This is a genomic window from Halomonas alkalisoli, from assembly GCF_021412585.1.
In the GTDB taxonomy this organism is placed as follows: Bacteria; Pseudomonadota; Gammaproteobacteria; order Pseudomonadales; family Halomonadaceae; genus Halomonas; species Halomonas alkalisoli.
The window spans coordinates 61,788-85,753 of sequence record NZ_JAKCMI010000040.1 but is presented as its reverse complement, the minus strand read 5'-3'; the positions used below and the strand labels follow the sequence as shown (position 1 = coordinate 85,753).

Sequence of the window (23,966 nt, the reverse complement as noted above, 5' to 3'; positions counted from 1 at the left end):
GCAGCGCGACGCCTTATTTACCGTTGCGGTTGACGACCTTCTCGATCAAGGCTTCGCTCTCGCTGCTTGAGCCCTCCTTGAGCATTTTGGCAGCTTCCTCATAGGAACAGAGGTGGTGGTTGCAGGAAGCACAGACCACCTTGTCGTCGGGATTATGAGCTTCCGACACGCGGTAGTGGTGGCTGCCGCAATTGGGGCAGGCCTCGGGCAGGCGTAAATCCTCGGATAGATCGGGCATCGTCACAGTCTCCTTGTGCTTGATTACGAGGGTATCAATAGTGACACCTTGGGGTTCATCCTGCCTGACACAACCCCGAAGGGCCAATTCCGCCCCGCCTGTCGCCTACAGGCCGAGCTTTTCCGCCACGTAGTCGGCGTCCTTGTCGCCACGGCCGGAGAGATTGATCAGGATATGCTGGTCCCTCGGCAGCGTGGGGGCGACACGCAGCGCCCAGGCCACCGCATGGGCGCTCTCCAGGGCAGGGATGATCCCTTCGACACGAGACAGTGTCAGGAAGGCTTCCAGGCACTCATCGTCACTGGCCGTCTCGTAGTCGACCCGACCCAGCTCCTTCAGGTGGCTGTGCTGCGGCCCGACACCGGGATAATCGAGGCCGGAGGCGATGGAGTGGACCGGCATCGGGTTGCCCGCCTCGTCCTCCAGTACGTAGCAGGCCATGCCGTGGATCTCGCCGGGCTTGCCCAGGGTCAGGGTGGCGGAGTGGCGCTGGGTGTCGAGTCCCTCGCCGGCGGGCTCCACGCCCACCAGATGCACCGACTCGTCTTCAAGAAAGGCGGTGAACATGCCAATGGCGTTGGAACCGCCACCGACGCAGGCGGTGACGTGGTCGGGAAGGCGGCCGTGGCGCGCCAGGAACTGCTCGCGCGCCTCTCTTCCGATCACCGACTGGAAGTCGCGGACCATCTTGGGAAAAGGGTGCGGCCCCACCACCGAGCCGATGGCATAGATATAGTTCTGCGGGTCCTTGAGGTACTCCTCGAAGGCACTGTCGACGGCATCCTTCAGCGTCGCCGTGCCGCGGGTCACCGGCACCAGCCTGCAGCCCAGGATCTTCATCTTGGTGACGTTGGGGTGCTCCTTCTCGATATCCACCTGCCCCATGTGGATCTCGCAGGGGATGCCCACCAGGGCGCAGGCCGTGGCCAGCGCCACACCGTGCTGGCCGGCACCGGTCTCGGCGATCACCTTGGTCTTGCCCATGAACTTGGCCAGCAGGGCCTCGCCCAGGCAGTGATTGATCTTGTGGGCGCCGGTATGGTTGAGGTCTTCGCGCTTGAGGTGGATCTGCGCCCCACCGAGCTTCTCGGAGAGCCGACGGGCATGGAAGATCGGGCTGGGCCGGCCGACATAGTCGGAGAAGAGCTCGGCGAGCTCCTGCTGGAAATCCTCGCGCACGCGGATCTCTTCATAGGCGGCATCGATCTCGTCCATGACCCGCTTCAGTTCGGGCGGAATGAACTGGCCGCCGAAGCGGCCGAAAAAGCCCCGGGAGTCGGGAAGATTGGCGAAGGGGGAAGTGCTCATGGCGTAATCCTGACGGCATCCGAAGTATCCGCTCATCTTGCCCAGCCCGGCCATGGCTGTCGAGGCAGACCTTGGATGAAACGGCCCTCAGCCGGCCAGCAATAGTCCCGCATTGAGCAGGGTCAAGCTTCCCAGCAATACCGCCACATTGAGACCCATCAGCGGCAGCAGTGGAGCGAGCTCTCCCCGCTCCACATCGGCCGGCAGACACCAGAGCCCACGGGCCAGCCAGGCGGCGACCGGTGCCGCCAGCCACATCAGCCAGGCGCCGGTGGGCAGCGCCCCGAAGAGCCAGGCGAGCGGAATCACGCCGAAGCCGGCAAGCACCAAGGCCGCTGCCAGCCGGGCCCCACGACGAACCCCCAGCCGGATGGCCAGATGGTCGCGCCCCACACGACGGTCCGGCTCGATATCGGGGAGCTGGTTGACCAGCAGCAGCGCACTGACCAGCAGCGTCGGTACCAGTGAGGAAGCCAGGGCCGTGTGCGAGAGCGTGCCGGTGAGCGCCTGGTAGGCCCCTGCCACCATCAGGATGCCGAAGCCCACTCCGGGCGCCAGCAGGCAGAGCCAGGGCCGCCGGGTCAGCCAGCCGGTATAGGCGACGACCAGCAGCAGGCCCAGCAGCCCATAGGCCAGCATCACCGCCCCCACCTGCCACAGGAAGCCGGCGCCGATCGCCACTACGCCGGCCAGGCAGGTCCAGGCCGCCACCCGCACGGCACCGGCGGCCGCGGGATTCTCCGGCAGCGAGCCGCTTCCCCCCGAGAACGGCGTTCGGGTGGTGAGGCCGTCCAGCCCGCTATGGTAGTCGTGATGCTCGTTGAACAGGTTGACCGCAGCATGGGCCAGCAGCGCCGCGATCATGACCAGCAGGATATCGAGCCCCGCCGGCGAATGGCCGTCGTGCCAGGCGGCGGTTACCGCCAGGCCGGCGCACAGCGGCGCCAGCACCAGGAAGTTGGGCCGACTGCTGCGGAAACAGGCGAACAGGGCGGAGCCCGGCGCCAGCGCTTTCATGGGGCTCCTACCCTGCGCATGCCTAGCGGGCCAGCCGCTGGCTCAGCCACTTGCCGATATCGCCGATCTGCTGGGGGCAGACCGCATGGGCCATGGGATAGCTGCGATAGTTCGCCGGGTGGCCCAGCGACAGCAGCTTCTCGTAGCCCGCCTTGCCCAGCTGCTCGGGTACCACCGGATCGAAGGAGCCGTGGTGTACTTCGGCCGGCAGGTCACGGTTGGCCTCGGCCAGGGGGACGCTGTCGGCGGTGGCGAAATAGGTGGAGAGTGCCAGCAGGCCGCCCAGTGGCTCGGGGAACGAGAGCGCCGCGTGATAGGCCACCGCGCCACCCTGGGAGAAGCCGGCCAGGATGATCCGCCGGCTCTCGATACCGTGGGCGATCTGCTCCCTGATCAATGCCTGGATACGCTCGGCGGAGGCCACCAGCTGTTTTTCGTCGACGCGCCGATCGAGGCTCATCTCCAGGATGTCGTACCAGGCGGGCATCACCATGCCACCGTTGATGGTCACCGGAAGACGCGGCGCATGGGGCAGGATGAAGCGGACGTTGGCATCGGCCGGCAGCGGCAAGGCCGGGACCAGCGGCTCGAAGTCGCGGCCGTCGGCGCCCAGGCCGTGAAGGATGAAGACGCAGGCATCGGCGGGCTTGCCGCTCTTCGGCTCGATGATCAGTTCATCGTGGCTACTCATGAGCTTGGTTCCAATCTAAGGAATGGGCGAAAAGCGACACCCTAACGTAAAGCCGGGGTTACCGCGAGCAAGCACTGCTCAAAAGGGCCCGATCAAAAGGCCCAGAACAGGGGGATCAGCGTCAGCGCCGTGGCCGCCACCAGCAGGTTGAGCAGCCCGCCCACGCGCAGGTAATCGCCGAAACGGTAGCCACCGGGTCCGTAGACCATCAGGTTGGTCTGGTAGCCGATGGGGGTGAGGAAGCTCGCCGAGGCGGCGAACATGACCGCCACCACGTAGGGCATGGGGCTCACCCCCAGGCTTTCGGCACTGGCCATGACCACGGGAAAGACGATGACCGCCGCCGCGTTGTTGGTCACCAGTTCGGTAAGCAGCGCCACCAGCACGTAGGTGCCGAGCAGCAGCAGCCAGGGATTGCCGCCGGCAAGCTCCAGTGCCATTCCTGCCAGCGTGCCGGCGGCACCGGAGCTCTCCAGCGCCGCCCCCAGGCCGAAGGAGGCGGCGATGGTCAGCAGTACCTGAGTGTCCAGGCCCCGCTTGGCCGCTCCCACCGTGCAGCAACCGGTGACCAGCACCAGCAGGGCACCCAGCATGGCGGCGTTCATCATGCTCATCACGCCGAAGGTGGCAAGCCCCACCACCCCCAGCAGGATGCTCCAGGCCAGCCAGGCCTTCTCGTGTATCGGCCGCGCCGCACCATTGAGCTGGCTGATCAACAGGAAGTCGCGGGACTGCCGGTGGCGTTCGATGAAGGGGGGGCGCGCCTCCAGCAGCAGGACGTCGGAGGGCTGCAGCCGCACCTGCCCCAGGTTGCCGGCGACCCGCTCGCCGCCGCGGCATACGGCCAGCACCGCGGCCCCATAGAGCGTGCGGAAATGCCCGTCGCGAATGCGCTGGCCCACGAACTGGCACTGGTCGGAGACCACCGCCTCCACCAGCCGGCGCTCCTTGAAGTCCTTCTCCAGGCTCGACCCGCCGTGGTGCGACGGCACCAGCCCGCGAATCTGCTGTAGCTCCACCGCCGCCGCCGAAGTGCCGGCGAAGACCAGCCGGTCGCCGGCCTTGAGCCGTTCGCCTGGCCCCACCACGCTGACGATATTGCCTTCGCGTTCGATCTCCACCAGGAAAAGCTCCTGCAGGTGACGCAGCCCAGCCTCCTCCACCGTCTTGTCCACCAGAGGGCCGCCGGGGTCCACCTCCATCTCGATGGTGTATTCCCGGGGGTTCTCGAAGGCCTGGGCCGCGTCGCGCCGATGGGGCAACAGGCGGTGTCCGATGAAGAGCAGATAGGCCAGGCCGACCACGGCGACCGGCACGCCCACCAGGGCGATATCGAACACGCCCATGGCGAGAGTCGGGTAGCGCTCTACCAGCAGGCCGTGCACCACCAGATTGGTACTGGTACCGAACAGGGTGATGGTACCGCCCAGGATCGACGCAAAGCTGAGCGGCATCAGCAGCCGGTGCGAGGGGATCTGAAGCCGTCGGCTCCAGCTGAGTACGGCGGGGATATAGGTGGCGACCACCGGGGTGTTGTTGAGGAAGCCGCTGAGGGCGGCGACCGGCAGCAGCAGCCTTGCCCGGGCACCAGCCTGGGTGCGTGGACGCCCCAGCACGAAGCGAATGATCAGGTCGATGCCGCCGGTATCGCGAATGCTCGCCACCAGCACATAGAGAAAGGCCACGGTGAACAGGCCGCTGTTGGAAAAACCGGCCAGCGCCTCGCCGCTATCGATGACACCCAGCGTCAGCAGCAGAATCAGGGCGCCGAGCAGCACCATGTCAGGCCCGAGACGCGTGAAGGCCATCAGCGGGAAGACCGCGATGACAACACTGAGTGCGATCCAGGCGTCGAAGGGCATTGGGTGATTCCGTCGAAAATAAAGACCCCATTGTGCCTAACGACGCTTATTCCATAAAGATATTTGTGGAGATTTGTCTATTCGATAAAGGAATATGACGATTGTTACGTTCTATCAAAAAACAGGGTCCGCTTTCGCGGACCCTGCTCAGCGCTGCCTGCGGCAGCGCACATCAGATCAAACCGGGTCGGTGAAGACTCAGTCGACGACCTTGATGTTGGAAGCCTGGAGGCCTTTCTTGCCCTGGGTGACGTCGAAGGAGACCTTCTGGCCGTCTTGCAGGGTCTTGAAGCCGTCAGCCTGAATCTCGGAGAAGTGGGCGAACAGGTCGTCACCGCTGTCGTCCGGAGAGATGAAGCCGAAGCCCTTGGTGTCGTTGAACCACTTGACAGTACCAGTAGCCATTGTCGAATTCCTCGAATAGCGTTTTGATTTACCGGGAAATACCCGAGTTGCAGTGGGTAAGACAAGAAACTTTTCACCGGGAAATCGATGCCATGAGCCTTCGATGACCACTTGCGATGTTCGTCTTGCTACCAACTGGGCCTAGCTTGGCTCTTACACAAGCAGACGTCAAATGCTAATTTTGCAAATGCCGAACGCAGAAAGGGCCCGCCGAAGCGAGCCCTGACCTGTGCTACCTGACGGTAGCGACATCAGATCTGTCGATTAGTCGACGGACTTGATGTTGGAAGCCTGAAGGCCTTTCTTGCCCTGGGTGACGTCGAAGGAAACCTTCTGGCCGTCTTGCAGGGTCTTGAAGCCGTCAACCTGGATCTCGGAGAAGTGAGCGAACAGGTCGTCACCGCCTTCGTCCGGAGAAATGAAGCCAAAACCTTTAGTGTCGTTGAACCACTTAACTGTGCCAGTAGCCATTATCGAATTCCTCGAATAGCGTTAGATTTTTACCGGGAAATACCCGAGTTATGCTGGGTAAAACAAGAAACTTTCACCGGGAGATCGATGCTATGAGCCTTCGATGACCACTTGCGATGTTCCACTTGCTAACCAACTGGCAGCAAGAATGCGCCTTTGGCAGCCCCGCGTCAAATACTATTTCATCGCAAGCCTGAAAAGAGGCGCAAGGCGACGCCTCATGGGCAGGCCGCAGGGTGGCGGCCTTACGGCCGCTCCGCCAGGATCCAGCCCGCCGCCTTCTCGGCAATCATCAGTGTCGGTGAATTGGTGTTGCCGCTGGTGATGGTCGGCATGATGCTGGCATCCACCACCCGCAGGCCCTCGACGCCGTGAACGCGCAAGCGCGGGTCCACCACCGCCGTGGCATCGTCCGCCCGCCCCATCTTCGCCGTGCCCACCGGATGGAAGATGGTGGTGCCGATGTCCCCGGCCAGCTTCGCCAGCTCCTCGTCGGTCTGGTATTCCAGCCCCGGCTTTACCTCCTCGGGATGGTACTTGGCGAAGGCCGGCTGCTCGGCGATGCGCCGGGTGACCCGCAGCGAGTCCGCGGCCACCTTGCGATCCTCCTCGGTGCTCAGGTAGTTGGGCGCGATGGCCGGGGGCTGACGTGGGTCGCGGCTCTTGATGCGCACGCTGCCACGGCTGGTGGGATTGAGGTTGCACACGCTGGCGGTAATCGCCGGATAGTCGTGCAGCGGCTGGCCGAAGGCCTCCAGGCTCAGCGGCTGGACGTGGTATTCGATATTGGGGTGCTCGTACGCTTCGCTGCTGCGGGTGAAGGCGCAGAGCTGGGAAGGCGCCATGCTCATGGGGCCGGTACGCTTGAGCAGGTACTCCATGCCGATCTTGGCCTTGCCCAGCCAGGAGGCGGCCAGGGTATTGAGCGTCTTGGCTCCCGTGACCTTGTAAACAGAGCGGATCTGCAGGTGGTCCTGCAGGTTCTCTCCCACGCCGGGCAGCTCGTGCACCAGGGGAATATCGTGCTCGGCCAGCAGCGAGGCCGGCCCGATACCCGAGAGCTGCAGCAGCTGCGGCGAGCCGATGGCGCCGGCGGCCAGGATCACTTCACGGGTAGCCTTCACCTGGCTGATGACACCGTCGCGCTCGAGCTCGACGCCGGTAGCACGAGGCTTGCCCTCGCTGCCGCTCTCGAACAACAGCCGGTGCACCTGGGTGGAGTGCCAGAGGAAGAAGTTATCGCGCTTCGCGCACGTCGGTCGCAGAAAGGCCTTGGCCGCGTTCCAGCGCCAGCCGCTACGCTGATTGACCTCGAAGTAGTCGACCCCCTCGTTGTCGCCGCGGTTGAAGTCGCGGGTACGGGGGATGCCGGCCTGCACCGCCGCCTCGGCGAAGTCGTCCAGCACCTCCCACTTGAGCCGCTGCTTCTCCACCCGCCATTCGCCGCCATGGCCGTGGTAGTCGCGGTGTGCGGCGTCCGCATCGCCGCCCTCGTCGAGGCGATGGTGATGCTCGTGCTTCATGAAGTCCGGCAGGCAGTTCTCCCAGCGCCAGGCGTCGTCGCCGGTGGCTTCGGCCCAGCCGTCGTAGTCACGGGCCTGGCCGCGGATGTAGAGCATGCCGTTGATGCTGGAACAGCCGCCCAGGGTCTTGCCCCGGGGGTAGATCAGCGAGCGTCCGTTCAGCCCCTTGTCCGGCTCGGTGCGAAAGCACCAGTCGGTACGCGGGTTGTTGATGCAGTAGAGGTAGCCCACCGGCACGTGGATCCAGTGGTAGTTGTCGCGCCCCCCGGCCTCGATCAGCAGCACCCGGTTATTCGGGTCTGCACTCAGGCGGTTGGCCAGCAGGCAGCCGGCGGTACCGGCGCCCACCACGATATAGTCGAATTCCTGCTCTGCCATGACGTGCTCTCTCTCGACATGCCGCCGGCAATCTGAGCCAACAGCAAAGCGTCTCTTGTAGTACGGCAGTTGATGCCCGTTCGAGGCTGCTCCGAGGGGCAGACCTGCGAGGAGGCGCTGTAAACCCATCCCTGGGCGCTACATTTGCCATCCCTGGCAAATGACCTCCTCTTCGGTCTCCCCTCGGCGCCTCTCACTAGCGTCTTTGCCCATGCTGAAGCCTAGTCGGCAGGGACTACTTATGGGTCGGCATGGCGAACTCGGCGCCGGCGTTGATCGAGTCCGACCAGCGCTGCATGATCGACTTCTGCTTGGTGTAGAAGCGCACGCCCTCTTCGCCGTAGGCGTGGGTATCGCCGAACATGGAGCGCTTCCAGCCGCCGAAGCCGTGCCAGGCCATGGGTACCGGGATCGGCACGTTGATCCCCACCATGCCCACCTGGATGCGGCGACCGAATTCGCGCGCCACGCTGCCGCTTTCGGTGAAGCAGCTCACGCCGTTGCCGAACTCGTGGTCGTTGATCAACTGGATCGCCGTGGCGATATCGGGCACCCGCACGCAGGCCAGCACCGGGCCGAAGATCTCCTCGCGGTAGATGGTCATCTCCGGGGTGACGTGGTCGAACAGCGAGCCGCCCATCCAGAAGCCCTCGGCGCAGCCCTCGCCGGTGGCGGCGGCGTCGATGTCGCGGCCGTCGACCACCAGCTCGGCGCCCTCTTCCACGCCCTTGTCGATATAGCCGGTGATGCGCTGGTGGGCCGCCGCGGTGACGATGGGGCCCATCTCGGCGTCGAGCTCGAGGCCGTTCTTGACCTTGAGCGACTTCGCCCGCTCGGCCAGCCGCGGCACGATCTGGTCGGCCACGTCGCCCACCAGCACCGCCACACTGATCGCCATGCAGCGCTCGCCGGCGCTGCCGTAGGCGGCACCGATCAAGGCGTCGACGGCCTTGTCCAGGTCGGCGTCGGGCATCACCACCATGTGGTTCTTGGCGCCGCCCAGGGCCTGGACGCGCTTGCCGTGATGCGCACCGCGCTCATAGATCAGGTTGGCGATGGGGGTGGAACCGACGAAGGAGAGCGCCTTGACGTCCGGGTGTTCGATCAGCGCCTCGACGGAGGCCTTATCGCCCTGGACCACGTTGAACACGCCATCGGGGAGCCCCGCCTGCTTGAGAAGGTCGGCGATCAACAGCGAGGGGCTGGGATCGAGCGGGCTCGGCTTGAGGATGAAGGTGTTGCCGGCGGCGATGGCCAGCGGGAACATCCACATCGGCACCATCACCGGGAAGTTGAACGGGGTAATGCCCGCCACCACGCCCAGCGGCTGGCGCATCGTCCAGTTGTCGATGCCGGTGCTGACCTGCTCGGTGTAATCACCCTTGAGCAGCTGCGGGATGCCGCAGGCGAATTCGACGATATCGATGCCGCGGGCCACCTCGCCCTGGGCGTCGGTGAATACCTTGCCGTGCTCGGCGGTAATGGCCTGGGCCAGCTCATCCTTGTGGGCGTTGAGCAGCTCCAGGAAACGAAACATCACCCGGGCGCGGCGAATCGGCGGGGTATCGGCCCAGCTCGGGAAGGCGGCCTTCGCCGCTGCCACGGCGCGGTCGACGTCGCCCGGACCGGCCAGGGCCACTTGACCGGTCACCTGGCCGCTGGCGGGGTTGGTCACCGCCTGGCGCTGGGTGGCCTCGGCCGCGACACGCTGGCCGTCGATATAGTGATCGATATTGGTCGTTGTCATAATGGTTGCCTCAGTTCGATGCGTTCTGCCAGGAAATCTGTGCTGGCTACTAGGGTAGCGCGCTATTCACCTCAATCAATTGAGTAATTCCTAACCAGGATATAAGCTTTACTTATAATGCTGGAAAGCCCATCTCCCCTCTCTTCCTTCTTCTTCCTGGAGCGCGCCATGCAGGACCTGCAGACCCTTCGCGCCTTCATCACCGTGGCACGGGAAGGCAGCGTGTCCCGCGCCGCCGAAAAGCTCCACCTGACCCAGCCGGCGGTCAGCCTCAAGCTCAAGCAGCTGCAGGAAGGCCTCGGGCTGGCCCTGTTCCACCGCCGCCCCCAGGGCTTGAAGCTGACCGCCGATGGCTACGCCCTGCTGCCCGCCGCCGAAAGAACCCTGGCGGCCATGGCCGCCTTCGAACAGAGCGCCCATGCACTGCACAGCACCCTGCGCGGGCGACTGAAGATCGGCACCATCGTCGACCCGGAGTTCATCCGCCTGGGCGCCTTCCTGCATCGCCTGGTGGGCCGGGCGCCACAGCTGGAGACCGCCCTGCAGCACGGCATGAGTGGCAGCGTGCTGAACTGGATCCGACGCGGCGAGCTGGATGTGGGGTTCTATCTGGCGCCACCGGGCGAGGGGCCGGGAGACGATTCGCAGGATGTGGCGCACCGGGAGCTGACCCAGTTTCACTACCACGTGATCGCCCCCGCCGGCTGGAGCGGGCGACTTACCCGCACCGACTGGCCGAACCTGGCCGCCCTGCCGTGGATCGTGACCCCGCAGGAATCCGTCCATCACCGCCTGCTGCAGGGCGTGATGGAACCCCAGGGACTTGCCCCCAATGGCGTGGCCCAGGTGGATCAGGAGGCCTGCATGCTGGACCTGGTGCGAGCCGGGGTGGGGCTCAGTCTCGCCCGTGACGCCCTGGCCATGGCCGAGCGCCAGGAGCGGGGCCTGGTGGTCGTCGAAGGGGTGCGCCTGCCCTGCTCGCTGAACTTCGTCTGGCAGCGCCAGCGCGGCGATGAGCCCGCCATCGCCGCGGCGCGGGAAGTGCTAGAGGAGGTATGGCCAACCTAGACACCGGCTTGCGCCCGAATCCGAACCGCTTCCTCGCGCCGGCGCTTCACCTCGTAGGCGATGGCCAGTAGCACGGTGACGAGGATCAGTATCAGCCCCAGGGCGTTGACTGCGGGGGTGAGGCCGGTGCGTACCTTGGAGGCGATATAGACGGTAAGGGTCGTGTCGTAGCCGACCACGAACAGGGTGGTGTTGTAGTTCTCGAAGGATTGCAGGAAGGCGATCACCCCAGCCGAGTAGATCGCCGGCTTGAGGTACGGCAGCAGGATTCGCCGGAACATCTGCCACTGGCTCGCCCCCAGGTCCAGCGCGGCCCGCTCCATGGTGCGGTCGAAACGCTGCAGCCGGGCGGTGACCATCAGCATCACATAGGCGGCGATGAAGGTGGCCTGACCCAGCACGGTGAGGAAGATGCCGCCGCTCACCCCGAACTGGCGCCAGAAGATCAGCGTCGAGATGCCGATGATCACGCCGGGCGTGAGCAGGGGCGAGAGGATCAGGGCATAGAGGAACGGCTTGGCGCGGCTCGAGACCGTATTGAGGAACAGCGCCGTGGCGATGCCGATGGGCACGGCCAGGCAGAGTACCCCGACGGCCACGATCGCGCTGTTGCCCAGCGCCTGCCACATGCCGCCATCGGCCGCCAGCTCACCGAACCAGCGCAGGGTGGTGCCATCCCAGGGGGTCACCGTGGGGAAGCGGCTGTCGTTGAAGGTGGCCGCCGCCATGATCAGCAGTGGCAGGAACAGGTAGACGAAGAAGACCACCACGTAGAAGCGCAGGCCGAAGGCCATCAATCGCTGCGAACTCATTTGGCAATGTCCCCCAAACCTACCTTGAAGATCTTCATGACCAGCGACATGAAGCCGATACACAGCACCAGCAGCAGGAAGGCGTAGGCCGCCCCCTGGTTCCAGTTGCCGCCTTCGAAGAACCAGTTGTAGATGATCTGGGTAAACCAGCGGCTGCCGGGCGAGCCCAGCAGCGCCGGCACCGCGTAGCTGCCGGCGGCGAGCATGAAGGTCATGATGCAGCCGGTGGCGATGCCCGGCTTGGCATGGGGAATCACGATGCGCCGGTGGGTGCGCACGGTGCCGGCCCCCAGGTCCCGCGCCGCGCGCACCTGGTTGTCGTCGAGGCTCTCGATGGCGTTGTAGACCGGAAAGACCATGAACAGGATGTAGGCGTAGACCATCCCCACCATCACTCCGGCATCGCCGCTGAGGAAGCGGATCGGGCGGTCGATCAGGCCCAGCATCATCAAGACCTCGTTGAGCGGCCCGCGAAACGCCAGGATGATGAACCAGGAGTAGGTGCGCAGGATCTCGTTGATCCAGAAGGGAATGATCAGCAACAGGATGCAAAGCGCCGCCTGGCGCGGGGTGGCGACCTTGGCCAGGTACCAGGCCAGCGGATAGCTCACGATCAAGGTCAACACCGTGACCAGCACGCTCGACCAGAGGGTCTTGAAGAAGATGGAGCGATGGATGTCGTTGTTGAACAGCGTCGCGTAGTTGGCGATGGTCAACCGATCCTCCGGCCCCCCGACCTGGGCCGGCAGCAGGTTGGGCTTGAGCGAGTACTCGATCATCTGCAGCTGCGGCAGGGTCACCATCACGATCAACCAGATGCCGAGCAGCGTGAGGATCGCAACCGCCAGCGGTCCGCCGAAACGGGCACTAAGCTGACGAAACATGAGCGCCTCCCGCCGCGGTACGGCTTTCCACCATCTCGCCGGTGGTTTCGTCGACCACGGCGCTACCGTCATCGGGCAGCACCACCGCATCCGCCGGGTCATAGCCGAATGTCATTCGCTGGCCCACGCTGAGCGAGTCCGCATACTGGCGTGACACCTCATGGCCAAGCTGTACCCGCAGCTTCTCCCCGGAGGCCGTCAGTCGCGTCTCCAGCATCACCGAGGCGCCCTCGAAATGCACCGCTTCGATTTCCCCCTCGAGCCGCGGCCCGGCGGCATCGGCGGCCACCGGCTTGAGATGCTCGGGTCGAACGTAGAGCGCCACCCGGTCGCCGTTCCCCAGGCTAACGCCCTCCCCCGCGCTGCCGACGAGTTCGCCCAGCGCACCGCCGTCCAGGCGAACCCGCTGCCCTTCCCGGTCCACGAGCCTGCTCTCGAGGCGGTTGTTCTCGCCGACGAAGGCCGCGACGAAGCCGGTTGCCGGGCTGCGATAGAGCGTCATGGGGTCGGCGACCTGCTGGATCCGCCCCGCCGACATCACCGCGACCCGGTCGGACATGGTCAATGCCTCGCCCTGGTCGTGGGTGATATAGATGAAGGTGATGCCGGTCTTGCGCTGAATCGTCTTGAGCTCGGCCCGCATATGCTGGCGCAGCTTCAGGTCCAGCGCCGAGAGGGGTTCGTCGAGCAGCAGCACCCGGGGCTCCACCGCCAGCGCCCGTGCAATGGCCACCCGCTGCTTCTGGCCGCCGGAGAGCTCGGTCACCTGCTTGGGGCCGCTGCCCTCGAGGGCGACCAGCGCCAGCAATCGCTCGGACGTCTCACGACGCTGCTTCTTGCCGACACCACGCACCTCCAGGCCGAACTCGATGTTCTCGAATACCGTCATCAACGGAAAGAGCGCCAGGTTCTGGAAGATCATCGCCGTGGGGCGACGGTTGACCGGAACCCCGGCGACCGGCTCCTCGCCGATGAAGACCTGCCCTTGGCTCGGCACGAGGAAGCCACTGACAATATTGAGCAGGGTCGTCTTGCCACACCCCGAAGGGCCGAGAAAACTGAAGAACTCCCCCGAGCCGATCGTAAGCGATGTCTTCTCGATGGCGGTGAAGTCGCCGAAACGCATCACCACCTCATCCAATCTAACGCTACCGTCCATTCAATCGTTGCCTTCTTGAACTGAATGCCGAAGTGACAGCTGCTGACTCTCCCCTCGGCAAAACGGCACGTCAGCGCAACCGCTGACCACAAAGGCGTGGACCTGGCACTTCATTTGCGGCCTGCGCGTCGGATAGGAACAACATCCCTGTTGCCTATCCTCGATCGACATCCCTGTCGATCGCCGCGCGCCGCTGCATTCAGTGCCAGCGCCTTTGCGATGTCAGCTTATTGCGCTACGTGCCTCTATGCTTATGACCCAACTCACGCGCTCAAATAGCGATCCTGATACTCATTGCGCAGCGCCACATACCAGGGCTCCTGGATCGGCCACCACCAGAGGTTGGCCAGATCCTCTTCGGTGTAGGAGTCGGTGAAGAACTGACGCGTCTCCTCGGGCAGCAGCTCGGTGGCGCCCTTGGAGGTGGAGTTGTAACCGGTCGCCTTGACGAACATGGCGCCGGCTTCGGGGGTGTAGTACCAGTTGATCAGCTCGTAGACGGCATCGGGGTTCTGGGCGTTCTTGGGAATCACGAAGCCTTCCATCCAGGCCAGGGCCCCCTCCTTCGGTGCGCCGTAGGCGATGTCCTCACCCTCCTGCTGCAGGCGGAAGGCGGTGGAGTCCCAGGTCTGGCCGATGATGGCGCCATTGGTACGGAAAGCGGCCTGGGCCTCGTTCTCGGTATCCCAGAACTGGGCCAGCATGTGCTTGTGCTTGGCCGCCTCCTCGACGATGACGTCGAAGTTGGCGCGCATCGCCTCTTCGGACTTGTAGGAGTCGAGCATCGGGAACGGCAGCCGGCCCTCTCGCTCCAGCCACAGCCCGATACCCACCAGCGCCGAGTGGCCGCGAACCGTTACGCCCTGCCCGTGATCGGGGTTCCACAGGTCGGCATAGCTGAGGTTGGCGCGGTCCACGTCGGCATATCGGCGATGCCAGGTGATCGCCTCGGTGCCCCAGTCGCTGGGAGCGAAGAAGCGCTTGCCATCCACCACGCCGCCGACCTCGGAGCCCTCGATGGCACTGTCCAGGGCACCGTCCCAGTTGATCCGCGACTCGTCCAGCGGCTGCACCAGGTCATAGTCGAGATAGCCCGGCACCCGGTCCACCGTGGGCATGATCACGTCGAAGCCGCTGCCATCGGTGGCCCGCAGCGAGTTCATCAGCTCGTCGTTGGTGCCATAGGGCGTGAAGGTGGCGCGTATGCCGGTCTTCTCGGTGAAGTCGGCCAGCATTTCATCGGTGAAATAGCCGGCCCAGGCGTAGATACGCAGGGTCTGATCCTGGGCCAGCACCTTGTTGATGTAGAACGACGGCACGGTAGCGACCGCGCCAGCGGCCAGGGTGCCTTGCAGGAAACGGCGACGAGTGAACGACATGACGGGTCTCTCCATGAGGGCTCTGACACAGGGGTATCGAGACCGATGGGCAACGTTGCCACCGGCCTCGCAATGCGCCAACGAAACTATCGCGCTAATTCATGACGGCTGGATGATCATTGAATGACCGTTCAATACCGTTAATCTAGGTTAGCACCCTGTGAAGAAAGCTACGTATATCGTTTCAACGCTAGTTTCCCTCTCACTCAACTCGCCTGGATGGCCACCTTCAGCACGCCGTCGCGCTGGTGAGAAAAGAGATCGTAGGCATCGACGATCTGCTCCAGTGGGTAGCGATGCGTGACCATGGGACCCAGGTCCAGCCGGCCGGTTTCGATCACCTGCATCAGCCGACGCATGCGCTCCTTGCCGCCCGGGCAGAGCGAGGTGACGATCTTGTGGTCGCCAAGCCCGGCACAAAAGGCACCCAGCGGGATGGTCAGATCGCCGGAATAGACGCCGAGGCTCGAGAGCGTGCCGCCAGGCTTGAGCACCTTCAGCGCCGATTCGAAGGTGGACTGTAGACCGAGCGCCTCGATGGAGGCGTCGACCCCACGACCGCCGGTGAGCTTGAGGATTTCCGACACCACGTCGACCTTGCGGAAGTCGAGGGTGATATCGGCCCCCATCTGCCGCGCCATCTCGAGCCGCTCGTCGACGCCATCCACGGCAATGATCAAGCCTGCCCCGCGCAGCCGAGCCCCGGCGGTGGCGCACAACCCGATGGGCCCCTGGGCAAAGACCGCCACCGTGTCGCCAATCTTGATGCCGGCCGATTCCGCCCCGGCGAAGCCGGTCGACATGATATCGGGGCACATCAACACCTGCTCATCAGTGAGGCCGTCCGGCACCGGCGAGAGATTGGCCTGGGCGTCCGGCACCAGCAGGTACTCCGCCTGGGCGCCATCGATGGTATTGCCGAAGCGCCAGCCACCCATGGGCTTGTAGCCATGGGCGTGGTGGCCGCCATCCTGGGCACTACAGCCATCCTGGCAGGCGTAGGAGGTAAAGCTCGGGCAGATGGCACCGGCAATGACCCGCTGGCCTTCGATATACCCCTGCACGTTGGCCCCCAGTTTCTCGATCACCCCCACCGGCTCATGACCAATGGTCAATCCCTTCTCCACCGGATACTCGCCCTTGAGGATATGCACATCGGTGCCGCAGATGGTGGTCGTGGTAACACGAAGCAGAGCATCGTTGGGCCCGATCTTCGGAATCGGCTTGTCATCGATCTCGATGCGTCCCGGCTCGACGAAGATGGCGGCTTTCATCATGGCTGGCATGGTGGTGGTTCCCCTGTGGTCGACTGGTCGTTGGCGAAGAAAAGTGCGATGGCCACCACTACACTATCCGCCAAGGATGGCAGACATCACCTTGATGCAAGTCAAGATAGCCCAGACAACCGACATGCAGTGACAGATCGTACGGCGCCACCTCTCAAGGTAGGCGGATTGCCGCCACCTGGCAGCCGGAGGTCGATTCCATCGCCGCCCGAACGACAGGAAGATGCCAGACTGACGATTGACCCGACGATTCAAACCGAGGAGGTGCCCCATGACGACCCATACCGGCCTGTCCGCCGAGGCCGCGGTGCTGGAACAGCTGGAAAGCTGGGCTGCCGCGGTACGTGCCCAGGACATCGATGCCATCGTCGCCCACTATGCCCAGGATATCGTCGCCTTCGATGCGGTGACGAAGCTGCAGTTCAAGGGTGTGGCGGCCTACCGTGACCACTGGCTGGCGTGCCTGGAGATGTGCCCGGGGCCAATGGTCTTCGAGCTCCACGAAATCGCGATCTACGCCGACGGCCACGTGGGCTTTTGCCATGTCCTGCATCGCTGCGGCAGCACCAACGACAAGGGCGAGACAGAGGTGAGCTGGATGCGCATGACCAGCGGCTACCGGCGCATCGAGGGCCAGTGGAAGGTGGTGCACGAGCACTTCTCCGTCCCCTTCGAGATGGAGAGTGGCAAGGCGCTGTTCGATCTCGAACCCTGAGATTCGACCCTGCGCGTGTGTCGAAGACGGCACCTCCCCCGCCGTGCACGGGGGAGGTGCGGCACGGGCTTGGCTTTCGGCCTCGGCGACTTCACATCACCGGCACACCGGTCACCCAGACGTGCAGATGGAAGGCGAAGAGGTAATAGGCGATCAGGCCGCCGACCACGGTAATGGCCGTGCCGGCCATGCGGGGCGTCGTCGGCGGAGCCGGCTGGCGGCGACGCGCGGAGCGGAAGTCCAGCACCGCCCAGGCCAGGAAGGCACCGAAGAAGACGATGTCGCCCAGGCGGCCGTTGGCCAGCAGGTGAGCCAGGGCCCATACCTTGACCGCCAGCACCATGGGATGGCCCAACTTGGCCTTGATATGGTTGCCGGGGACATAGGCCGCCACCAGCAGGATGAAGGCCGGGATCATCAGCAACGCAACGGCATGGCGCAAGCCCGTGGGCGGAAACCAGATCCAGATGGGATCGAGCCGCATCTGGCCGTAACCCCAGATGGCGATGGCCAGGCCGATGACCGACACCACGGCATAGCCCGCCTTCCAGCCCAGTTCCCCCATACGCTGGACCTGTGCACTGCGCCAATCGTCGGCAAAGATGCGCACGGAGTGCACACCAAGAAAGAGCAATAGGCCAAGAATCATCACGAACATGCCGGGGCTTCCTTTGCGTTGGGTGTCGAAACGGATATCGAAACAGCGTGCAGCTTAACGACACCGGCTCGTAACACCAAGGCCTTGGTGGAAGATTCGCTCGGCGTACAGATCAGCTCAAGCCTGGGCCAGACAGGAGCTTTCGGCCTGCCCAGCGGGCCTCAGACTGGCAATCCAGTGCTTCCATGTCGTCTCCATAACGACTCCCTTCGTCAGGGCAACATTCAGGACAATGCGTACTTGCTGCTACTAGTTATGGAAGCTGGTGGGGAGCGGTGCTAACCGGGAAGCATCCAAGCGGTTAAAGATTCTCCAGAATCGGCCGATAGGTCAAATAAGAATCAATACTGATCGGTATTGCCGACACGAAGCGATTGCGATATCCAGCAACGCATGGCACAGGCAGTCTCCATGTCCAAGATCTCCCTGAAAGTCGTTTACTACGGCCCTGCCATGAGCGGCAAGACGACCAATCTGCTGCAGCTCCACGGCCAGTTGAACCCTCAACGCAAGGGCGAAGTGATGATCATGGAGACCCGTGATGATCGGACGCTCTTCTTCGACATGCTGCCCATCGGCTTCAAGCGGGAACAGGAAATCGACCTTCGTATCAAGCTGTATACCGTGCCCGGCCAGGTAGAGCATGACAGCACGCGCAAAGCCGTGCTGTCTCGAGCCGATGGGATCATCTTTGTTGCCGATTCGCAGCTGAGCCAACAGGAGAACAACGCCATCTCCTTCGAGAACCTGGCCGACAACCTGCTCAAGGTGGGGCTAGATATCGAGAAAATCCCCCTGACCATCCAGTTCAACAAGCGCGATCTCGGCAGGATCGTCAGCGAGGAAACACTGGAGGGGCGCTGGCTCAACACGCCCTGGTGGCCCTTGACACTTTCCAGTGCTCTCAAGGGCCAAGGTACCGCCGAAACCTTCGAGCAGCTGCTGCAACGACTGTATCCCGCCGTCGACCGAGAGCATGCACTGTCGAGCCGGCACGGCATCACCCAGAAAACCTTCCTGGAACACCTGACCCAGAGCAGTGACTACTGACATGTTCGATGCCAGAGATGACCTGACACTGGAAGAGCTGCTACTCCCGTCCCAGGTGGATAGTGCCATAGCGCTGCTTTCCCGCCTGTGCGGCACCGATGTGAAGCTGCTGCACGAGCCGAATTCGAAAGCCACTGCAGTGGAGTTCAATCTTGAAATAGTGGCCTGGTTAGGGGGCGACCTTCCTGAACAGCAGCGCATGGCGGCCGCCAAACTGATGGAAACGCTGCTCTTTCACGCGGGGAAATATCGTCTGGCGGCCAATCTCCACCACAATGCCACTGAAGCGAACTACGAGCAGCTGAAACAGCAGCATGCGGCACTACAAGCCTCGGAAGCCCGGTATCGCGCACTCTCGGAATCATTGCAGGAGCGGGTCGACAGCCAGATAGCGGTTATACGCGACTCACAGCAGAAGCTGTATGAAAGCGCCAGGCTGAGGGCCGTCGGGCAACTGGCCGCTGGCATGGCTCACGAGATCAACACTCCCGTCGGCTTCATTGCGAGCAACCTTAGAACCGCGCAGGAGTATCTTTCCGAGATCGAGGAGGCCATAAAGGGTGAACCCTCACCTCATGAAGTGCTCGAGGATTTTCAGTGCCTGCTGACGGAATGTCTCGATGGCGCCGCCAGAATCACCAATATCATCAAAGATATACGCGCCTTCGCCAATATTGATCAAACCGATTATCGTGTCTTCGATCTCAACGACCTGGTCCGGACCTCGGTCCAGCTGGTGACATCAGAACTGCAGCCCTGCTCGCCAATTACCCTCGAACTGGCGCCTCTGCCGAAGCTACCCGGCCATCCAGCCAGGGTTGGCCAGGCCATCTACAATGCCGTGAACAACGCCTTGCGCGCCCTGAGCGATGACGGCGAAGTAGTAGTGACCACACGCCTGGTCGATGAAATGGTAGAGATCACCATCTCCGACAACGGCCATGGCATGGGGGAAGAGATCCTCAGTCGTGCCTTCGAGCCCTTCTTTACTACGCGAGACGTCGGCGTGGGCGCCGGTCTTGGCCTCTCCGTGGTTCGCGATGTCGCCATGGACCACCAAGGGCAAGTGCTGCTTACCAGCCAGGAGGGGCAAGGGAGCCGCCTGGTCCTGCTGCTACCCATAGCCAGGGCTTCCATATGACCCACCGTTACGGAGCCCTGTTCACGGGCAGCACATCAGCCTTGCCGGAGCCCGCTGAACCAGGCCGGCCATACCGGTTGCTCTTCGTCGATGACGATCCGCATATCCTCTCAGCGCTACGCCGTGTGTTTCACCGCGAGAATTATGAGCTGCGTTTCGCGGAGAGTGCGGAAGCAGCACTGGATATACTGGAGGGCGAAGCAGTGGAAGTCGTCATCAGCGACTTCAAGATGCCCGGCATGGATGGCAATGCGCTGCTGCAGATCGTCCGCAAGCGCTGGCCTCGCATCCTGAGAATCATGCTCACAGGCTATGCCAATTCCGATGTCGTGCTGGGTTCCATGAAAGAGGGAGCCGTCTACCATTTCAATCTCAAACCCTGGAACGATGACGATCTCAGACTGACAGTGGCCCTGGCACTCGAGCAGTATGAGACGCGCAAGCGCAGGGGGGCCGTCAGCAAAACCGCTGCGGACCCGCAGCCAACATTCGACCTGGATGAGATCGGGGTGGCAACGCGCAGCCAGCTTGCTCACTTGCTGCATTCCCGAGGCATGATCAATGCCCGGCAACTGCAGCGGCTCCACGGCCAGATGCAAAATGCCCGACTGACCGCCATCCAGGGCATCCTGAGCAACGAATGGCTGGATGCCAATAGGCTATACGCCTTTCTGAGGGACGACCAGTTGTGCGAAGAGATCGACTTGCGCGAGGTGCAGCCGAATCCGAGCTTGCTCCCGGCCCTGCCTTTCTCCACGTGTGAACGACAATGGGTGTTTCCTTCCCGCCTCGAGGGAGGCCGGCTGGACTTGGCCATGGCCGACCCTCTCGATACCGGACTGATTGATGCCCTGGCGGTTATCACCGGCTATACGATTCGACCGCTGCTGTGCCGCATCGACCAGCTGACGGCCAAACTGGAGGAGACCGCCGAGCGATATGGCTGGCTGTGCGATACCGCTGCCGATGAGGAGGAGCCACCCTACGAGGAAATCGAGATCGTACTCGACGACTGGGGCAGCACCGAGAGCCTTCAGGAGATCCTAACCAGTTCGGTAGATCCCCCCGCCATACGCCTGGTCAATGGCATCCTGCTCGAGGCAGTCAAGCTGGGCGCCCGAGGCATCCTCATCCAGCCGAGACTCGATGCGGTGTCGGTGAGATATCGCCTCAACGGCCTGATGCAGGACACCATCCAGGTACCCACCACCCTGCTCGTTGCCGTGGTGTCACGCCTCAAGGTCATGGCCGAGCTGGACGTCGCCGAACAGCAGTCGCCTCAGGAAGGCCATATTATCGTCAAGACCCCCATGAACATCGTGGAAATGACAGTTTCCACGCTCCCCACAGCACATGGTGAGCAGGTCTATATCACGCTCGCCCCGCGCAACTCAAGCGTGATCCCACTGCACGAACTCGGCCTGTCACAGGCTAACCTGCAGCGACTGGAACACGCCTTCGCCCAACCCCGAGGCATGATCCTGGCCGCAGGCCCCGCCGACAGCGGCAAGACGATGCTGCTCCACGCACTGCTTAAGAGCGGCGGGGTCTCCCGTCATCACATCGCACTCGAACAACCCATGCAATACGTCAACGAGGCAGTGAGTCAATCGCGTCTGCTGCGCGAACTCAACGACAGCACCTCTGACATGCTCGATGCGGTGCTGGCTCAGAGTCCCGAAGTGGTACTGATCGATGACCATCGAGATGCCCGGATCATTGCCAAGGCGCTGCGGACTGCCGTCTACGAGGGAAAGGTCCTCACGGCGATGAGCGCCACCTCCATTGCCGATGTGTTCACGCGGCTACTCGTCTCCCAGGCCAACGCCCTGGAGATCGCTTCTGGATTGGAAGCCTTGGTGATGCAGCGCCTGGTAAGACGGCTTTGTACCCAGTGTCGCAGGCCGTCAAACACGGATGCGGCAGCCAGCGACACTCTCGGCGGCTCCTTCACCCAGGCGCCGAAATCCACCTGGCAGGCCGTGGGATGCAACCATTGTCATCGCGGATACCGGGGACGCACTGCTCTCCATGAGGTCATTCTGCTGACGGATGCGTTACGCAGTGCCATCGCCAGCGGACACGACCCCTGGCAGCTCCAGGCCCTGGCCAGAAGCGGGCAACACCTCACCCTGCTCGACGATGCCCACGCCAAGGTGTCGCAAGGCTTGACCACCACGGAGGAAGTGCTACGCGTCTTGGGTCCCCAGCCCGAAGCCGTGCAGAGCCAGGGCTGAATACTCTCGGCGGTCAGCACATGCAGGCTTTTCGTCCAACTTTTCTTCGGTGCGCCTAAAGGCCGCCTTCGGCAAGCCGATAAGAGAGGTAGAGCCTTCTCTTTCATCCTGTCGAGCGTCGCGGCGAGCCATACTGGAACCCACCATGATCCACAAGAAACACCTGCTTCGAGACCTCGCGGAGGTCGACGCCCAGTTGCTCCAGTCCGAGAAGATGGCCGCCATTGGCCAGCTCGCCGCAGGCGTTGCCCATGAAATCAATAATCCCATCGGTTATGTCTTCTCCAATCTCAAGGCCCTCGCCGGCTACGTCGACGATCTGGTCAAGATCATCGATGCCACCGAGACGGTAAGCAGTTTAGAAGAGCTCAAGAGTCTGATCGAAACACTCGAGTACAGCTATATACGCGATGACGTCCAAGCCCTGATCAGCGAATCGGAAGAGGGGATCGGCCGGGTAAAGACAATCATTACTGCCCTCAAGGATTTTTCGCATATCGACGAGGAGGACTTTCGCCCCTCCGACTTGCATCGTGGGCTCGATTCCACCTTGAACCTGGTCAGCAACGAACTGAAGTACAAGGCTGAGGTGATAAAAGCCTACGGCGACCTGCCGGAAATCGAATGCCTCCCTTCCCAGCTCAATCAGGTCGCGCTCAACCTGCTGACCAATGCCGCCCACGCCATCGAAGAGCGTGGCGTCATCACCTTGAGCACCGGCTGTGAAGCCGGCATGGCCTGGTTCGAAGTGCATGATACTGGACGCGGCATCAAGGCCGAACACATCGATCGTTTGTTCGAACCCTTCTTCTCCACCAAGGCGGTAGGAGAAGGCACGGGACTGGGCCTGTCCCTCTCATCGAGCATTGTGCAGAAGCACGGCGGGCATATCGAAGTGGAAAGCGAAGAGGGCCGCGGCACCCGCTTTCGTGTCTGGCTGCCTATTATCCAACCCCACTGAACTGTGAACGTAACGAAGGTTGGTATGACTGCTGATACCTTAATCACCGATGCCCCTGTCGCCAACATTCTTCTGGTCGATGATGAGCCAAACATCCTTCGTGCCCTCCGTCGCGTGCTGCGACAAGAGGGCTACCGCCTGCTCACCGCCAGTAACGGGGATGAGGCGCTAGCGCTCATGCACGAGGAGCCCATCGACCTGGTGGTTTCAGACTCGCGCATTGCCCAAGATGATGCCGCGGCCGACGCCCCCAGGCTGGCTAAGGCAGACGTCAATCGTAAAGCGGTTGAACCGCCCAGTCCGTGGCTGCTTGACCGCCACCGGCGGTGATCAGGAAAAAGCCCGACTGACCTGATCGCACGCAGCTGCGAGCAGCCGGGTCTGGCCGTGCCCTGCCATGTATCGCCTCGCGCTCCCTGCACCGCTATCCCGCTTGACTGATGGGCGATGGTTATCCATGCCTAAGCGGAATGCCCAAACGAAAAGGAGGTCGAGCGTCGTTGATCCGAGGTCAGACGGCGACACGTCAGCGGAAGGAGTCCACCTGGGTGCCATTGCAGGCTGCGGCTCGCCAGCCGTCGCAGCGTTGCTATGTATGCTGCTATACATCAGGGGGAAGACATCATCGGGAGGGCAATACAGTGACCCAGCATGAAAGGACCATAATGGCCTTCGACGACCAAGGCCGCGAGTACATGATCGACATGTTCACCAGCGCCCACGAACTCAGCGAAATGCAGCATACGGGCGCGGTTAGCGGCACCTCCGCCTTCCGAACTCACGATGGCCACGACGTGACCTACCTCGGCAACGGCGAGTTCATGGTCATGGTGCCGGGCGAGGAGGGTGGTGTGACGGTCAGAACCGATGATTCGGAGTTCGTTTGAGGCACCTGCCAGCACGACATGAGGCTGAGCGGTAAGGGTTGACAGATTTGTTCCTTTAATAGAACGTTCGTTAAAAGGAACAGTTCGGA

23 protein-coding genes are annotated in these 23,966 nt (G+C 62.9%); 8 read left to right on the top strand and 15 right to left on the bottom strand.

All coding sequences use genetic code 11. The features are described 5' to 3' along the window. Positions 1-13 precede the first annotated feature (13 nt). The 9 genes from LY622_RS17890 to LY622_RS17850 all read right to left on the bottom strand — a co-directional run bounded on the left by LY622_RS17890 (position 14) and on the right by LY622_RS17850 (position 9,640). Entirely contained in the window at positions 14-238 is a 225-nt protein-coding gene (locus tag LY622_RS17890) for a hypothetical protein (protein WP_234292130.1), read from the bottom strand. Positions 239-343: 105 nt separating this feature from the next. Continuing rightward, the gene (gene trpB, locus LY622_RS17885) at positions 344-1,546 is read right to left on the bottom strand and encodes a tryptophan synthase subunit beta (RefSeq protein WP_234292129.1); all 1,203 of its coding nucleotides are present in this window, start codon (positions 1,544-1,546) and stop codon (positions 344-346) included. Positions 1,547-1,633: 87 nt separating this feature from the next. Next, complete coding sequence (locus LY622_RS17880) at positions 1,634-2,563, bottom strand: prenyltransferase (protein ID WP_234292128.1); 930 nt, start codon at positions 2,561-2,563, stop codon at positions 1,634-1,636. A 22-nt stretch (positions 2,564-2,585) separates the two neighbouring features. After that, the gene (locus LY622_RS17875; protein WP_234292127.1) at positions 2,586-3,254 is read right to left on the bottom strand and encodes an alpha/beta hydrolase; all 669 of its coding nucleotides are present in this window, start codon (positions 3,252-3,254) and stop codon (positions 2,586-2,588) included. Positions 3,255-3,346: 92 nt separating this feature from the next. Further along, entirely contained in the window at positions 3,347-5,116 is a 1,770-nt protein-coding gene (locus tag LY622_RS17870) for an SLC13 family permease (protein ID WP_234292126.1), read from the bottom strand. A 198-nt stretch (positions 5,117-5,314) separates the two neighbouring features. Then, positions 5,315-5,521, bottom strand: coding sequence for a cold-shock protein (locus LY622_RS17865; protein WP_043517747.1), 207 nt, complete (start codon positions 5,519-5,521; stop codon positions 5,315-5,317). Between the two features lie 264 nt (positions 5,522-5,785). Further along, complete coding sequence (locus LY622_RS17860) at positions 5,786-5,992, bottom strand: cold-shock protein (protein ID WP_043517745.1); 207 nt, start codon at positions 5,990-5,992, stop codon at positions 5,786-5,788. A gap of 245 nt (positions 5,993-6,237) precedes the next feature. Then, the gene (locus tag LY622_RS17855) at positions 6,238-7,893 is read right to left on the bottom strand and encodes a GMC family oxidoreductase (RefSeq protein WP_234292125.1); all 1,656 of its coding nucleotides are present in this window, start codon (positions 7,891-7,893) and stop codon (positions 6,238-6,240) included. A gap of 235 nt (positions 7,894-8,128) precedes the next feature. Continuing rightward, entirely contained in the window at positions 8,129-9,640 is a 1,512-nt protein-coding gene (locus LY622_RS17850) for a CoA-acylating methylmalonate-semialdehyde dehydrogenase (RefSeq protein ID WP_234292124.1), read from the bottom strand. Positions 9,641-9,808: 168 nt separating this feature from the next. Between LY622_RS17850 and LY622_RS17845 the strand changes: the two genes are divergently transcribed. After that, positions 9,809-10,708, top strand: a complete 900-nt coding sequence (locus LY622_RS17845; protein WP_234292123.1) for a LysR family transcriptional regulator — start codon at positions 9,809-9,811, stop codon at positions 10,706-10,708. Here LY622_RS17845 and LY622_RS17840 read toward each other — a convergent pair. From LY622_RS17840 to LY622_RS17820, 5 genes are all read right to left on the bottom strand, one after another. Beyond that, a complete protein-coding gene (locus LY622_RS17840) occupies positions 10,705-11,520 on the bottom strand; it encodes an ABC transporter permease (RefSeq protein ID WP_234292122.1) in 816 nt (271 codons plus the stop codon). The two genes, LY622_RS17845 and LY622_RS17840, sit on opposite strands and share 4 nt — an antisense overlap. Further along, on the bottom strand, positions 11,517-12,404 hold the full coding sequence (locus LY622_RS17835; RefSeq protein ID WP_234292121.1) for an ABC transporter permease: 888 nt from the start codon (positions 12,402-12,404) through the stop codon (positions 11,517-11,519). Before LY622_RS17835 ends, LY622_RS17840 begins: the two co-directional genes overlap by 4 nt. Beyond that, complete coding sequence (locus LY622_RS17830; RefSeq protein ID WP_234292120.1) at positions 12,388-13,563, bottom strand: ABC transporter ATP-binding protein; 1,176 nt, start codon at positions 13,561-13,563, stop codon at positions 12,388-12,390. The genes LY622_RS17835 and LY622_RS17830 overlap by 17 nt, the downstream gene beginning before the upstream one ends. Before the next feature lie 263 nt (positions 13,564-13,826). Further along, positions 13,827-14,942 (bottom strand): extracellular solute-binding protein, encoded by a 1,116-nt coding sequence (locus tag LY622_RS17825; protein ID WP_234281916.1) that lies wholly within the window; start codon positions 14,940-14,942, stop codon positions 13,827-13,829. A 206-nt stretch (positions 14,943-15,148) separates the two neighbouring features. Then, on the bottom strand, positions 15,149-16,228 hold the full coding sequence (locus LY622_RS17820) for an NAD(P)-dependent alcohol dehydrogenase (RefSeq protein WP_234292119.1): 1,080 nt from the start codon (positions 16,226-16,228) through the stop codon (positions 15,149-15,151). Between the two features lie 271 nt (positions 16,229-16,499). Here LY622_RS17820 and LY622_RS17815 point away from each other — a divergent pair, with 271 nt between their 5' ends. Continuing rightward, positions 16,500-16,943, top strand: coding sequence for a YybH family protein (locus LY622_RS17815; protein ID WP_234292118.1), 444 nt, complete (start codon positions 16,500-16,502; stop codon positions 16,941-16,943). 91 nt (positions 16,944-17,034) lie between these two features. On the opposite strand, the gene LY622_RS17810 is transcribed toward LY622_RS17815, so the two are convergent. Then, on the bottom strand, positions 17,035-17,601 hold the full coding sequence (locus LY622_RS17810) for an NnrU family protein (RefSeq protein ID WP_234292117.1): 567 nt from the start codon (positions 17,599-17,601) through the stop codon (positions 17,035-17,037). Between the two features lie 411 nt (positions 17,602-18,012). On the opposite strand from LY622_RS17810, the gene LY622_RS17805 reads away from it, so the two are divergent. From LY622_RS17805 to LY622_RS17780, 6 genes are all read left to right on the top strand, one after another. After that, positions 18,013-18,651, top strand: a complete 639-nt coding sequence (locus tag LY622_RS17805) for a GTP-binding protein (RefSeq protein ID WP_234292116.1) — start codon at positions 18,013-18,015, stop codon at positions 18,649-18,651. Position 18,652: 1 nt separating this feature from the next. Then, the gene (locus LY622_RS17800; protein WP_234292115.1) at positions 18,653-19,792 is read left to right on the top strand and encodes a sensor histidine kinase; all 1,140 of its coding nucleotides are present in this window, start codon (positions 18,653-18,655) and stop codon (positions 19,790-19,792) included. Continuing rightward, positions 19,789-22,029 carry an ATPase, T2SS/T4P/T4SS family gene (locus tag LY622_RS17795; protein ID WP_234292114.1) on the top strand — a complete coding sequence of 747 codons (2,241 nt, stop codon included), beginning with the start codon at positions 19,789-19,791 and terminating at the stop codon, positions 22,027-22,029. Before LY622_RS17800 ends, LY622_RS17795 begins: the two co-directional genes overlap by 4 nt. Positions 22,030-22,174: 145 nt before the next feature. After that, on the top strand, positions 22,175-22,990 hold the full coding sequence (locus tag LY622_RS17790; protein ID WP_234292113.1) for an ATP-binding protein: 816 nt from the start codon (positions 22,175-22,177) through the stop codon (positions 22,988-22,990). A 24-nt stretch (positions 22,991-23,014) separates the two neighbouring features. Next, complete coding sequence (locus LY622_RS17785) at positions 23,015-23,320, top strand: response regulator (protein WP_234292112.1); 306 nt, start codon at positions 23,015-23,017, stop codon at positions 23,318-23,320. Between the two features lie 335 nt (positions 23,321-23,655). Beyond that, positions 23,656-23,877 carry a hypothetical protein gene (locus LY622_RS17780; RefSeq protein ID WP_234292111.1) on the top strand — a complete coding sequence of 74 codons (222 nt, stop codon included), beginning with the start codon at positions 23,656-23,658 and terminating at the stop codon, positions 23,875-23,877. Positions 23,878-23,966: the final 89 nt, after the last annotated feature.

Coding starts and splice junctions, on each gene's coding strand:
- LY622_RS17815 (WP_234292118.1), top strand. CDS start 16,500: ATGACGACCCATACCGGCCTGTCCGCCGAGGCCGCGGTGCTGGAACAG.
- LY622_RS17825 (WP_234281916.1), bottom strand. CDS start 14,942: ATGTCGTTCACTCGTCGCCGTTTCCTGCAAGGCACCCTGGCCGCTGGC.
- LY622_RS17790 (WP_234292113.1), top strand. CDS start 22,175: ATGATCCACAAGAAACACCTGCTTCGAGACCTCGCGGAGGTCGACGCC.
- LY622_RS17795 (WP_234292114.1), top strand. CDS start 19,789: ATGACCCACCGTTACGGAGCCCTGTTCACGGGCAGCACATCAGCCTTG.
- LY622_RS17805 (WP_234292116.1), top strand. CDS start 18,013: ATGTCCAAGATCTCCCTGAAAGTCGTTTACTACGGCCCTGCCATGAGC.
- LY622_RS17875 (WP_234292127.1), bottom strand. CDS start 3,254: ATGAGTAGCCACGATGAACTGATCATCGAGCCGAAGAGCGGCAAGCCC.
- LY622_RS17830 (WP_234292120.1), bottom strand. CDS start 13,563: ATGGACGGTAGCGTTAGATTGGATGAGGTGGTGATGCGTTTCGGCGAC.
- LY622_RS17810 (WP_234292117.1), bottom strand. CDS start 17,601: ATGTTCGTGATGATTCTTGGCCTATTGCTCTTTCTTGGTGTGCACTCC.
- LY622_RS17835 (WP_234292121.1), bottom strand. CDS start 12,404: ATGTTTCGTCAGCTTAGTGCCCGTTTCGGCGGACCGCTGGCGGTTGCG.
- LY622_RS17860 (WP_043517745.1), bottom strand. CDS start 5,992: ATGGCTACTGGCACAGTTAAGTGGTTCAACGACACTAAAGGTTTTGGC.
- LY622_RS17820 (WP_234292119.1), bottom strand. CDS start 16,228: ATGCCAGCCATGATGAAAGCCGCCATCTTCGTCGAGCCGGGACGCATC.
- LY622_RS17845 (WP_234292123.1), top strand. CDS start 9,809: ATGCAGGACCTGCAGACCCTTCGCGCCTTCATCACCGTGGCACGGGAA.
- trpB (WP_234292129.1), bottom strand. CDS start 1,546: ATGAGCACTTCCCCCTTCGCCAATCTTCCCGACTCCCGGGGCTTTTTC.
- LY622_RS17780 (WP_234292111.1), top strand. CDS start 23,656: ATGGCCTTCGACGACCAAGGCCGCGAGTACATGATCGACATGTTCACC.
- LY622_RS17870 (WP_234292126.1), bottom strand. CDS start 5,116: ATGCCCTTCGACGCCTGGATCGCACTCAGTGTTGTCATCGCGGTCTTC.
- LY622_RS17850 (WP_234292124.1), bottom strand. CDS start 9,640: ATGACAACGACCAATATCGATCACTATATCGACGGCCAGCGTGTCGCG.
- LY622_RS17865 (WP_043517747.1), bottom strand. CDS start 5,521: ATGGCTACTGGTACTGTCAAGTGGTTCAACGACACCAAGGGCTTCGGC.
- LY622_RS17785 (WP_234292112.1), top strand. CDS start 23,015: ATGACTGCTGATACCTTAATCACCGATGCCCCTGTCGCCAACATTCTT.
- LY622_RS17890 (WP_234292130.1), bottom strand. CDS start 238: ATGCCCGATCTATCCGAGGATTTACGCCTGCCCGAGGCCTGCCCCAAT.
- LY622_RS17840 (WP_234292122.1), bottom strand. CDS start 11,520: ATGAGTTCGCAGCGATTGATGGCCTTCGGCCTGCGCTTCTACGTGGTG.
- LY622_RS17880 (WP_234292128.1), bottom strand. CDS start 2,563: ATGAAAGCGCTGGCGCCGGGCTCCGCCCTGTTCGCCTGTTTCCGCAGC.
- LY622_RS17800 (WP_234292115.1), top strand. CDS start 18,653: ATGTTCGATGCCAGAGATGACCTGACACTGGAAGAGCTGCTACTCCCG.
- LY622_RS17855 (WP_234292125.1), bottom strand. CDS start 7,893: ATGGCAGAGCAGGAATTCGACTATATCGTGGTGGGCGCCGGTACCGCC.